This is a genomic window from Maritalea sp. (genome assembly GCF_051251695.1).
GTDB lineage: Bacteria > Pseudomonadota > Alphaproteobacteria > Rhizobiales > Devosiaceae > Maritalea.
In genome coordinates this window covers 1-12,199 of sequence record NZ_JBPOEU010000045.1, presented here as the reverse complement: position 1 = coordinate 12,199, position 12,199 = coordinate 1, and the positions used below count along the sequence as shown (strand labels likewise).

General features: G+C 48.6%; 12 protein-coding genes and 1 pseudogene. 8 read left to right on the top strand and 5 right to left on the bottom strand.

Annotation, left to right across the window (positions count from 1 at the left end):
* Positions 1-1,020: glutamine-hydrolyzing GMP synthase (gene guaA / locus ACSHWX_RS17055; RefSeq protein ID WP_435669430.1), on the top strand; the 1,020-nt coding region annotated here is incomplete at its 5' end.
* Between the two features lie 395 nt (positions 1,021-1,415).
* Here the strand turns inward: guaA and ACSHWX_RS17050 are convergent.
* Positions 1,416-1,541, bottom strand: a pseudogene (locus tag ACSHWX_RS17050) (transposase); the annotation flags it as partial.
* A 326-nt stretch (positions 1,542-1,867) separates the two neighbouring features.
* Between ACSHWX_RS17050 and ACSHWX_RS17045 the strand changes: the two are divergent.
* The 7 genes from ACSHWX_RS17045 to ACSHWX_RS17015 all read left to right on the top strand — a co-directional run bounded on the left by ACSHWX_RS17045 (position 1,868) and on the right by ACSHWX_RS17015 (position 7,886).
* Positions 1,868-2,155 carry a hypothetical protein gene (locus ACSHWX_RS17045; protein ID WP_435669429.1) on the top strand — a complete coding sequence of 96 codons (288 nt, stop codon included), beginning with the start codon at positions 1,868-1,870 and terminating at the stop codon, positions 2,153-2,155.
* Positions 2,152-2,667 (top strand): ATP-dependent zinc protease family protein, encoded by a 516-nt coding sequence (locus ACSHWX_RS17040; protein WP_435669428.1) that lies wholly within the window; start codon positions 2,152-2,154, stop codon positions 2,665-2,667. Before ACSHWX_RS17045 ends, ACSHWX_RS17040 begins: the two co-directional genes overlap by 4 nt.
* Positions 2,664-3,569 (top strand): 30S ribosomal protein S6--L-glutamate ligase, encoded by a 906-nt coding sequence (rimK, locus tag ACSHWX_RS17035; protein ID WP_435669427.1) that lies wholly within the window; start codon positions 2,664-2,666, stop codon positions 3,567-3,569. Before ACSHWX_RS17040 ends, rimK begins: the two co-directional genes overlap by 4 nt.
* Before the next feature lie 282 nt (positions 3,570-3,851).
* A complete protein-coding gene (locus ACSHWX_RS17030; RefSeq protein WP_435669426.1) occupies positions 3,852-4,715 on the top strand; it encodes a mechanosensitive ion channel family protein in 864 nt (287 codons plus the stop codon).
* Positions 4,712-5,560, top strand: coding sequence for a magnesium transporter MgtE N-terminal domain-containing protein (locus ACSHWX_RS17025; RefSeq protein ID WP_435669425.1), 849 nt, complete (start codon positions 4,712-4,714; stop codon positions 5,558-5,560). Before ACSHWX_RS17030 ends, ACSHWX_RS17025 begins: the two co-directional genes overlap by 4 nt.
* Positions 5,557-6,864, top strand: a complete 1,308-nt coding sequence (gene mgtE, locus ACSHWX_RS17020; RefSeq protein WP_435669424.1) for a magnesium transporter — start codon at positions 5,557-5,559, stop codon at positions 6,862-6,864. The genes ACSHWX_RS17025 and mgtE overlap by 4 nt, the downstream gene beginning before the upstream one ends.
* On the top strand, positions 6,861-7,886 hold the full coding sequence (locus ACSHWX_RS17015) for a DUF21 domain-containing protein (protein WP_435669423.1): 1,026 nt from the start codon (positions 6,861-6,863) through the stop codon (positions 7,884-7,886). Before mgtE ends, ACSHWX_RS17015 begins: the two co-directional genes overlap by 4 nt.
* A gap of 111 nt (positions 7,887-7,997) precedes the next feature.
* Here the strand turns inward: ACSHWX_RS17015 and ACSHWX_RS17010 are convergent, their stop codons facing one another.
* The 4 genes from ACSHWX_RS17010 to ACSHWX_RS16995 are packed head-to-tail and all read right to left on the bottom strand — an operon-like array spanning position 7,998 to position 11,898.
* Entirely contained in the window at positions 7,998-8,729 is a 732-nt protein-coding gene (locus tag ACSHWX_RS17010) for a peptidase (protein WP_435669422.1), read from the bottom strand.
* 33 nt (positions 8,730-8,762) lie between these two features.
* A complete protein-coding gene (locus ACSHWX_RS17005; RefSeq protein ID WP_435669421.1) occupies positions 8,763-9,560 on the bottom strand; it encodes a transglutaminase family protein in 798 nt (265 codons plus the stop codon).
* The gene (locus ACSHWX_RS17000; protein ID WP_435669420.1) at positions 9,561-10,502 is read right to left on the bottom strand and encodes an alpha-E domain-containing protein; all 942 of its coding nucleotides are present in this window, start codon (positions 10,500-10,502) and stop codon (positions 9,561-9,563) included.
* Position 10,503: 1 nt separating this feature from the next.
* Positions 10,504-11,898 carry a circularly permuted type 2 ATP-grasp protein gene (locus ACSHWX_RS16995; RefSeq protein WP_435669431.1) on the bottom strand — a complete coding sequence of 465 codons (1,395 nt, stop codon included), beginning with the start codon at positions 11,896-11,898 and terminating at the stop codon, positions 10,504-10,506.
* Positions 11,899-12,199: the final 301 nt, after the last annotated feature.

Sequence of the window (12,199 nt, the reverse complement as noted above, 5' to 3'; positions counted from 1 at the left end):
ACGCCAAAAGGCGCCGAGCTTTACCGCAACTTCGTCATGAATGTTTGCGGCTGTACCGGCGACTGGACCATGGGTGCATATCGCGAGCAAGCCATTCAACAAATTCGCGACCAAGTCGGTGATGAAAAAGTCATTTGCGGACTTTCAGGCGGTGTTGATTCTTCTGTTGCTGCAGTGCTTATTCACGAAGCTATTGGCGATCAACTAACGTGCATTTTTGTGGATCACGGATTGCTGCGCATGAATGAAGCGGAAGAGGTGGTGAACCTGTTCCGTGATCATTACAATATTCCCCTTGTACATGTTGATGCAGCTGACGAGTTTTTGGGTGAGTTGGACGGCAAGTCTGACCCTGAAGAAAAACGCAAAATTATCGGTCGATTGTTCATTGAAACTTTCGATAAAGAAGCAAAAAAAGTCGGCGGTGCTAAGTTCTTGGCGCAAGGAACTTTATACCCCGACGTAATCGAAAGCGTATCATTTACCGGTGGGCCGAGCGTTACCATCAAATCGCACCACAATGTTGGTGGATTGCCGGAAAAGATGGACCTCAAACTGGTCGAGCCGCTTCGCGAATTGTTCAAAGACGAAGTACGCGCATTGGGTCGTGAACTTGGTTTGCCTGATAGCTTTGTCGGGCGCCATCCATTCCCTGGACCTGGCCTTGCAATCCGTTGCCCCGGTGGCGTGAATAAAGAAAAAGCGGACATCTTACGTAAAGCCGACGCCATTTATCTCGATGAGATCCGTAAGTCTGGCCAGTACGATAAAATCTGGCAAGCATTTGCCGTTTTACTGCCAGTTCAAACTGTTGGCGTGATGGGCGATGGCCGCACATACGAATCTGTATGCGCCTTGCGCGCCGTAACATCAGTAGATGGCATGACTGCCGACTTTTACCATTACGACATGGAGTTCCTCGGCCGCACCGCAACGCGTATCATCAACGAAGTCAAAGGCATCAACCGGGTCGTTTATGACGTGACGTCAAAACCACCGGGTACGATTGAGTGGGAGTAAGCCGCACCTTAAAAACAGGACTAAATGTCCTGTTTTGCGGCGAACGCCCATAGCCAGCGAAGCGCGGCGAAGGGCACGAAGGCTGCTGTAAGCTTAACGCCCGCAGCGAGACGGTCGCGCTTGCAAAACAACGATCAATTCAACCGATGAGTTGGCAGTGTTGAACGTCACACGAAACTGACCCAACCGTTAAAGGTGGGCCAGAATAACTTTTGTGTTGTTCATTTGGATGACGGCTATGCGGACTTTGTTGCCATTCGACCCTAAGACTCGAACGACCGGTCTTTGGTTCTCAATGTGGGAAAGTGGCGCCAAAAATATTCGTCAAATTCAGCATTGGCCTATTTGCGTGTGCCTGCTTGTACGAACTTGTGAACATCCACTGTAGTTTTTTGTATCCATTTAGCCAATGTTGAAAAGCCAATGTTCAAATCGCTTGCTACTTGGCGACGTGTTAAGCCGCTCGTCAATGCTATGCGGACTGCTTCGCGTTTGAATTCTTCATTATGTTTCTGGGCCATACTTGTTCTCCTTGATGGCATTTATTCCATTCAAGGACACGGAACAATACCGTGACAAGTCCATTTTACGCATGCCGAAATTCGGAGCTCTTACAACAACCCACTCGTTGCCATGCATTCTGTATGACAAAAAGGCGAACTGAGTTTCTTCGATGCGCTTCTCAAACAATAGTTAAGTTAACGCCGCCTCTGTTCACAGTCAGGGATCGGGTTGCTATTCTCCAAAACGGCATCTAGCACCTGTGTGAAGCAGCGTAACTCATTCGTCAAAATACAATTTTATTTTATCTATAGACAAAAAAAATATGTCTATATAGATTATGCGCATGAAAAAGAAAATTTGGATAGATACATTGACCGATAGGTTAGTTGGCCTTTATGCCGAAAGATTCGGCGGCAAAGACAATGGCCGGTATCGGGTTGCTGCAAAGTCAGTCCGGGATGCAGCGGGGCGTAGTCGGCTCTATGAAGATGATGTTCAAGACCTAACGCGTGCGATGTGCGAACGTGGCTATATCCTGATCGACATGGACAGTTTTTTTGTCGTTATGAGCGCCAATTCATTCGTGAATTACCGCCGTGCGAACGATCACTGTTTTGAGGATTTAACTTGAAAAACAAAACATCACCGCGCGAGCGGGAGGTAATTGGTTGGCGCGAGCACATTGGATTGCCAAATCTTGGAATATCTCGGATGGCTGCGAAAATTGATACTGGCGCTCGAACTTCGGCCTTGCACGCTGAGGAGCAAGAACTATTCGAACGGGATGGCCAGCGATGGGTGCGGTTCAAAGCACCAAAGCTTAAAAATCATCCAGCGTGCTTGATTGAAGCACCACTTAAATCTGAACGCGAGATCAAAAATACCAGCGGCATTGCCGAAAACCGATTTGTGATCAGGACACTGCTCATGCTGGGCGATCATGGATGGCACATAGACGTGTCTCTGGCGGACCGTGACGCCATGACTTTTGATTTGATAATTTGCCGAACCGCTTTGAAGGGTCGCAAGATATTGGTCGACCCGAGCCGCTCTTTCCTGAGCGAATTGCGCCAATCTTCACTACTGCACCAAGATGAGGTGCAAAACTTGGGCAACACGCTCATCGAAAGGAAGAACCAATGAAAATTGCTATGTTGGCGAGAAATGCGAATCTTTATTCGCACAAGCGCTTGAAAGAAGCCGCGGCACAGCGCGGCCACGAGTTGGATATTATCAATACATTACGTTGCTATATGAACATCGCATCGCGACGGCCCGAGGTTTACTACAACGGCGAAAAGCTACAGGGTTATGACGCTGTTATCCCACGTATCGGGACCTCGATCACTTTCTACGGACTTGCGGTTTTGCGTCAGTTCGAAATGATGGGTGTTTATCCGCTTAATGAAAGTGTTGGCATTGGCCGGTCACGCGACAAGCTACGTTCTATGCAATTGTTAGCACGCGATGGCGTTGGCCTTCCAAACACAACATTTGCTCATGACCCAAAACAAACCGAGGAAGTGATTAAGCTCGCAGGTGGCGCACCTTTGGTAATCAAATTACTTGAAGGCACTCAAGGTGTTGGCGTGATGCTTACTGATACGGATAATTCTTCAAAATCAGTAATTGAAGCCTTTCGCGGAGCCAAAGTAAATATTTTGGTGCAGCAATTCGTCAAAGAAGCTGGCGGGTCTGATATCCGTGCGTTTGTGATTGGTGGCAAAGTGATTGCCGCTATGTTGCGCACTGGTGCTGAAGGAGATTTCCGCTCCAACTTGCATCGTGGCGGCTCAGCAAAATCAATTAAAATTACACCTGAAGAGCGCGCAACCGCTGTGCAATCGGCCAAATCAATGGGGCTTAATGTTTGTGGTGTTGACATGCTACGTTCTTCAACCGGTCCTGTAGTGATGGAAGTCAACTCTTCTCCTGGCCTCGAAGGTATTGAAAACGCGACTGGGATTGATGTAGCGGGCAAAGTGATTGAGTTCATGGAAAAAACCGTAAAACCCAACTCAACAAAAACCCGAGGCAAGGGCTGACCTCCGGACACGCGCAAGCGTTTCTCGGATCTTAAGGGTGAGCAAAATTGGGGTTTGATATCTGGCGGTTTTGCAAGCCAGGCAACGACAATATCCGCTCCATCAAGCAAAAGACGCGATACAAGGAACCTAACCCGCACGATCAAATGCAACTGCGGATTGGTTCAAGAAACTGCCATCGGAATTTCGCATAGTAAGTCCGAGTGGACATTATCTTGTCTACCGACTTCGGCGTAACATTTCGCAACTCAATTTCGATGGCAAAACGCTAAGGAGAATGCAATGGAAACGCCTACTACAATGTGGATTTCGGCTCAGGATACTCTTGAAACCGCAGTCCCAACAATCTTGGGGTATCTACCATCGCTTTTGGGGGCCTTGATCATCTTGATGGTCGGCTGGATCGTCGCACGTTTCGTTAGAGCAGCAGCGAAGCGAATATTGAGCAGCCTAAATGGAGTTTTGGAACGGACATTCCAAACTGGTATTCTGGCGAGCGTTCGGTTGCCGATGGGCGCCTCTGCAATCTTTGGAGAAGCCACGTTTTGGGTCATTATCTTTGTCACGCTTACGATCTCTGCCCGCGTGGCACAGTTGCCCACGATTTCTCGCTGGTTGAACGATATTGTTATCTTCCTGCCGGATGTTCTGCTGGGTGTTGCAACCATCGGGTTAGGTTACATCATAGGTAGCGTGGTCGGGGATCAGGTTGCTGAGGCGGCTCGCAGCGCAAAATCCACTCAAAGCGTAATGTTGGGCCGTGTCGCAAAGGCTATGGTCTTTATCATAGCTGCTATTATCGGCCTAAACCAGATAGGCATAGATGTCTCCTTTCTCGTTACAATTTCCGGCGTCGCAGTTGGAACGGTCTTACTTGGCTTTTCAATCGCTTTTGGCTTCGGATCGCGTGAATATGTCAGCAACCTGATCAGCGCGCGGACGGCTAGGCAAAGCCTAAGCCCGGGTCATTTGGTGCGCATCGGGGGGGTGGAAGGTGAAATTCTTGAGATCACACAAACCCATATCGCCTTGGAGACTGATAAAGGACGCGCGTTGGTTCCTGCACATATTGCGGAAGGGTCCGGAGTACTGATCATTTCGTATAACGTCACACCAAGCGAGGCAGTTGCGGGAGAGAGTATATGATCAATGTTTCACCTTTAACCATCGAGTTGATTGAGCGGCGCCCACAAACGGCAGTGAAAGTCCTCGCGGACATGGACGCCAGCGATGTTGCTGCCTTTTTTGAAGCACTACCGACCCGCTATGCTGTCGCGCTTATCTCCATGATTAGTGCATGGTCTGCTGCGGCACTCATATCCGAAATGACACCTGTCAGCGGTGCTGCCATATTGTCAGAATTGGATTATCAAACTTCGGCCTCAATCATGAGAGTGTTGCCAGCCGCAAGCCAAAAAGAGCTTTTGTTGGCACTGCCGAAGAAGCTTAGCGGTGACTTGAAAAGCACCCTGACTTATCCGGATGATACGGTCGGCGCAAAAATGGCAACGAGCGTTGTTATAATGACTGCCAACCAAACTGTTGGAGAGGCTTTTGCGGAGCTTCGTCAGATCAAGCGCACAAAGACCGGCGTCGCGTATGTTGTTGATGACAAACGTAAACTGCTCGGTGTAGTGACAGCTGACGAGCTTTTTCGCCTTTCCAATGAACGGCTCCTTGGAGATGTAATGGAGACATCAGTCGCACCTATTTCTGCGCGTGCGCGACTAAGCACGATAAGGTCTTTGCCAGCATGGGATGACTACGCACATTTGCCGGTCGTTAATCGTCAAAAGATACTAGTAGGCGCTTTGGCCCGTCGTACCTTGCGCCAAAAAACTGCCGAGGGACCGATACTTGCAACCCAACCACAATCGCAATCGATCCTGTCTTCCATCGCGAGTGCTTTCATCAGCAGTTCGGTGGGATTGGCGCAGGTCTTGGTCGACTTTGACGTTTCAATAGAGACGACGACAGGAGATAAATCATGACGGAAGCAATAACGCGGATTAGCGACGAATTGACTCAACGATTTTTTATCGACCATCCAATGGACGCAGCTCGAAAAATCGAAAAACTGTCTGTAGAAGAAGTGATTGAAGCCACTTCTCGCCTTCCTGTAAAAATCATGACGCCGGTTTGGCGAAACCTGTTGCCAGAAACAGCCGCTAGGCTCATGAGTGCCCTACCTGAAACCTTGTCTGCACAGTTGCTAGCAGAACTCCCAACATCTCATGCAGTTCGAATTTTGGGTTTTATGTCCGAGGCAGACGTCACACAGTGCGTCGCCAATCTTAATCCAAATCTGAAAAAGGATATTGAAACCCTCTTGTCCTATCCGGCAAACACCGCTGGGCGTTTGATGAACACTGTTGTTTCTACCTTCCGTCAGGAGGCAACCGTCGCCGATACACTGCAACGCTTGCGAGAAGGCGGCATGACAACCGCCCGAAGTTTGTTTTTGGTTGATGATACACAGCGACTGACCGGTAAAGTATCGATCACCGATGTCGCCCTGTCGCAACCCGAAACGACACTTGGTATGCTTGAAGAGCCAGTTGTTGCTGCCGTTCGACCAATCGACTCGTTGAGTGAAGTGACTGATATCCTAAAGGCGGGAACAATTCTCGATCTGCCGGTCATCGATCTAGACGGTGTTTTGCTGGGGGCTGTTTCCCACGAGGATCTAGCGCGCACAATCCAGAAAGATGCGACCCTAGATTTGCAAACAATGGTGGGTGCAAGCAAAGAAGAGCGGGCGCTGTCCACGCCTTTGTTCACAGTTAGAAAACGCATGCCGTGGTTGCAGATCAATCTGGTTACCGCGTTCATGGCTGCCGCTGTCGTTGGTCTGTTTGAAGCGACAATCGCCCAAGTTACAGCTCTCGCGGTTCTGTTGCCGGTTGTGGCAGGTCAGTCCGGTAATACGGGTGCACAGGCGCTTGCCGTCACTATGCGTGGTCTAGCACTGCGAGAGATTAGTGTTCGCCAATGGGCAAAGGTCTTGCGTAAAGAAGTCATCGCTGGGTTTCTCAACGGCGTTGGTATCGCTGTTACATGTGGGATTGGGGTATTTATTTGGAGTCAGTCGATAGGGCTGGTTGTTGTAATCATGTCGTCAATGGTTCTTGCGATGGTTGCCGCTGGCTTTGCAGGAGCTATTATTCCAGTTATCCTAACGCGGCTCGGCCAAGACCCTGCGACCTCATCATCGATTATCCTCACGACCGTGACAGACATTGCGGGCTTTTTCGCCTTCTTGGGCATTGCTACACTCTTGATGAGGTTCCTATGAGCGCGGAAGTGATTAATGGGCTGACTTGGCTTGGCATTTTCTTTTGCCTTAGCCAGTCAGCAATGTTCTCGGGCCTTAATCTTGCCTATTTCAGTGTCAGCCGTCTGCGCCTTGAGGTGGAAGTTGGAACTGGCAACGAGGCTGCACAAAAAGTTTTGGACCTGCGCTCAGATTCAAACTTTTTACTAACGACGATCTTATGGGGAAATGTAAGCATAAATGTATTGCTTACTTTGCTCTCTAACTCGGTTATGGCGGGTTTGGGTGCATTTTTGTTTTCAACGATTATTATTACGTTGTTTGGTGAGATTTTTCCTCAGGCTTTCTTTTCTCGAAAGGCCCTGAAAATTGGTGCGCGTTTGGCCCCGGTATTGCGGGTTTATCAGATACTTCTGTTTCCTGTGGCCAAACCGGTCGCTATGCTACTCGACAAGTTGCTGGGCAAGGAAGGAGTGGACTTCATGCGTGAGCGTGGCGTGCGCGAAATGATCCGCCAGCATATGGAAGCCGATGAAACTGATCTTGGTCGTATTGAAGGCCTGGGTGCCTTAAATTTTCTCCGGCTGGATGATGTTAGCGCATCGCAAGAGGGTGAGCCCGTTGATCAACGAAGCATCATCCGGGTGCCATTTCGTGGCCAAATGGCAATCTTTCCTGACGATGCTGGCGAGAAGAGCAGTGCGTTTCTTCAACAACTCCGGTCTTCAGGCAAAAAATGGGCTGTTCTAACCAACGAAAATGATGAGCCGCTCATGGTTGTTGATACGGATGCTTATCTACGTAGCGCTTTATTGGAAGAGACGAGTTTTGAGCCGGAACAGCATTGTCACCGTCCAATTGTTATCCGTGACCTGACAAAGAGGCTCGGGCATATTCTTCAGCAATTCGAAGTGCATGTTGCACACGAAGGAGACGATGTCGTCGATCGAGATGTCGTGCTCATCTGGGGCGCTAACAAACGAATTATAACCGGTGCAGACATTCTCGGACGCCTTCTGAGTGGCATAACAAAAGAAAGATAAGGCTCCCTCTGTTGTAACTGCTCTAGTTTAGTCAGCAATACGCTGTTGTTCAATTTGTTGACTTAAATATGTGCGGCAGTGTTGTCTAAGTCCGATTGCGTCTCAGATAGGCTATACTGAATAGCGTGGTAGCTTTTGAAAAGCGTCTTTCAACGCATCGCTCCAGCCTGTCGAAATTGTTTGAAAAATCTCGTCGTCGGCTTCAACACGCTTTTGTCGCCCTAAATCAAATGAACCATTTTCATAAATGAGTGCATCAAACGGCAAGCCCACAGACAGGTTGGATTTTACAGTTGAGTCAAAAGAAACAAGCAACAGTTTTACAGCATCATCAAAGCTCATATCCGCATCATATGCCCGCACAAGAATGGGTTTTCCATATTTCGTTTCCCCAATCTGAAAAAATGGGGTGTCATCGGTAATTTCAATAAAATTACCTTCGGGATAGATTAGGAAAATAGTTGGTTGGCCACCGGCCACCTGACCTGCCAAAATAACTGAAGCACGAAACTGATCATCTGAAGTCTGCCCGCTTGGACTGCTGTCTGCAATCACTTCTTTTAGTGTTGCGCCGACAATACGAGCGACCTGAAACATCGTTGGTTGTCGCAAGATACTCGGATCGCGTTCTTCTGCGGTTTTGGAGCGCTCTTCCAACAAGCTGACCATGGCTTGAGTGGTGGCGAGGTTGCCAGCGGTCATGAGTGTTATTGCATACTCATCCGGACTGGCCCAGGTGAACATCTTTTTGCTAACAGAAAAATTGTCAACGCCGGCACTTGTACGCGTGTCGGACATTAACACCAGTCCGCGATTTAATCGCATGCCAACACAGTATGTCATTTGTTCAGTCCAATAAGGTTTCTACACCTCTGTCTACTGCTGAACCTGCAAAGATACAATCATAGTTTCATCTGAGCTTCCCAAACGCATCCCTTTAATCGGGGCGGCGTCGTGGGCATCGCGACCAACAGCAAGGCGCACGTATTTTTCGTCGGGCGCGACACCGTTGGAAACATCAAAACCAACCCATCCCAATTCATCAAGATGCGCTTCAGCCCATGCATGACTAGCGTCTTGATCAACCTGCTCGTTAATCATCAAATAGCCACTTACATATCTCGTTGGAACCCCAGCGAGCCTCGCCGCAGCGGCAAAAATATGGGCATGATCCTGACATACCCCACTCCCGATCACCAACGCATCCTCAGCTCTTGTGTTCGCATCCGTTTCGCCAATTTTATACGGTGCGGCTTCAAGCAAAGCGGCTGATAATGCATGCAACCCCGATAATATATCCTCACTGCGCGTAACGATTTCAGATAGTGCGCGAACCTTGGGCCCGGCGGTCGTCAACGTCGTAGACTGCAAAAAATGCCACAACGGCGCCCGGCCATAAACTTTGCCAATGATGCCACTTGTGTCATGGGTGGTAACTGACCCAGTTGCTGTAATTGACAGTTTTTGCGCCCCTGCATCAATACTGACCAAATCACAATGATTGCCATAATGATCAAGGTAACGGGCTTCAATCTGACCGCCATCAACAATGACTTGCCAAGAGCTTACATCTTGAATGTTCGAACTTAGCGGCCGCAAATGAACCCGTTGCAAGGCATAGTCGACGGGCTGATCATAACTATAGTGCGTTGTATGAGATATCTGGAGCTGCATCTAGATGTTAAACCTATAGTCTTGCTCAATCTGGTATCCAAGATTTGCTGTGTCATGGATAATGGAGCTGATAAATTCGTGAAGACCTTCATCAAAGATTGTGGAAATATCGCGATTGTTAAACCGCTTCAACAATCGATCGGCTTGGTCATGACACATAACTCTTTCCCCATAGCTTTGTTCAAGTTGACCAAGGTTAGCGACAATCTCATCAATACAGAAAGTAAGCGAACGCGGTAAGCGGCGATCCAATATCAGAAAACTAGCAATGGCGGGCCCGGTGAAACCGTCTTCCACAGCCCAACGGAAAGACCTGTGAGCAGAGACAGACCGAAGCAATGTCTCCCATTGCACATTATCAAGCTTGCCGCCCACAAATGACGAGGCTGGCAGCAAAGAGTGGTATTTTACGTCAATAATCCGCGATGTGTTGTCAATGCGTTCAATATGAATACCGATCTGACAAAAGTGATAGGTATCCTTTCTAAGCATGGTGCCGTTAAGTGAGCCTCGTACAAGTGCAGCTTGCTGGCGAATTGTCGACAGCACTTCAGGCAAATCCACGTCACGCACCTGGTTTTTCAAAATGTCTGAAAGTAGCATCCACGTTTCGTTGACTGACATCCAGACTTCAGAAGTCAAAGCCGTGCGAACAAGTCGTGCATTGTCTCGCGCCGACTTAACGACGGACAAAACCGAACTAGGATTATCAGCATCCCGCAGTAAATAATTGATGACGTGCGCGCTGTCATACGTGTCGTGTTTTGCTTCAAACCCTTGTTGTGCGGCCAAGGTTACGATCACGGATTTCCATTCGCTTTCCGCATCGGTCGATCGCGTCAACGCAATGCGAAACCCAGCCTCCAGCAAACGAGCGGTATTTTCGGCACGTTCAAGAAACCGAAACATCCAATAAAGACCACCTGCAGTTTTTCCCAGCATATCAGTCTTCCAATACCCAAGTATCTTTGGTGCCGCCGCCCTGGCTTGAATTTACCACCAAACTACCTGCTTTGAGTGCAACACGAGTTAAGCCACCCGGTGTGATATCGACGCCATTAGGCGACACGAGTGCAAAGGGGCGCAAATCAACATGGCGCGGCGCTAACCCCTTTTTTGTAAAGATCGGCACCGTGGAGAGTGATAGCGTCGGCTGCGCAATATAGTTGTCTGGTCGAGCTTTGAGCTTAGCCGCAAAATCCGCAAGCTCACGTTTGCTGGCAGCCGGGCCAACCAACATGCCATATCCGCCTGACCCATGCACTTCTTTCACAACTAATTCAGAAAGGTTGCTCAGCACATATTTTAGTGCATCCGGTTCCGAGCAACGATATGTTTCAACGTTTTTCAGAATGGCTTTTTCGCCAGTATAAAACTCGATAATTGCCGGAAGATAACTATAAACCGCTTTATCGTCAGCAACCCCTGTCCCCGGCGCGTTGGCGATGGTGATGTTGCCTGCCCGATAAACATCCATGATGCCAGGTACACCCAGCGTTGAGTTCGGGTTAAAAGTCAATGGGTCAAGATATTCATCATCCACCCGGCGATAAAGCACATCAATCACCCGGTAGCCTCGTGTCGTGCGCATAGCGACGTGCCCGTCAACAACGCGCAGATCGTGGCCTTCCACCAGCTCAACACCCATCTGGTCGGCCAAGAAACTATGTTCGTAATAAGCAGAATTATAAATGCCAGGCGTCAGGATAGCGACGCAAGGTCTGCCTTCACAAGACTTTGGCGCACTGGCTTCCAACGAGCGGCGCAAGTTCTTTGGGTAATTGCTGACGGATTGCACTTTGATTTTACTGAAAAGCTCAGGAAACATCTGCAGCATCGTTTCACGATTTTCCAGCATATAGCTGACCCCAGACGGCGTCCGTGCATTGTCTTCCAATACGTAAAACTCATCTTTCCCAGTCCGAACAATATCCGTACCTACAATATGAGTGTAAACGTCACCCGGCGGGCTGAAATCCATCATTTGAGGTAGGAAAGCGTCATTTTGTGCGATCAACTTTATCGGCACAACGCCGGCCCTCAAAATTTCCTGACGGTTGTAGATGTCGTGTAAAAACGCATTTATCGCGCGCACACGTTGATCAATGCCTTTTGCCAGTTTGCTCCACTCAGAATTTGAAACAATTCTAGGCACCAAATCAAAAGGGATAAGACGTTCTTCGGCATCTGATTGACCATAAACATTAAACGTAATACCGCTGCGTCGAAAAAAAGCCTCCGCTTGCGCTGACTTTTTCGCAAGGCGGCGATTGTCCTGTTCAGAAAACCAAGCGTGATAGGAGCTGTAAGTGGATCGAATGCCATTTTCTGACATCATTTCGCTGAAGTGCGATTTTTCAATGCTCATTCAATAAACTTATAGAGTTTCCATTACTTTGCAACTGTAGATAGATTTTAAGTTGAAGCACGTCGCACATAATGAAAGCAACGTCCGCATATCCTTGTTTCAGCAAAAATAAGTTTTTTTCTTGATTGGCCTGCCTGCGGTGTTGCCAGTCAAAGGCAATATGATGCGCCATACGTCAGATGTCCGCTTTAGGCAAACTAAGTTCCTGCGGTCATTTTGCAGCGAAGGTCGGCTAATGGGATGTACCGGCTGCTTCCCCCGATGGGTTAAC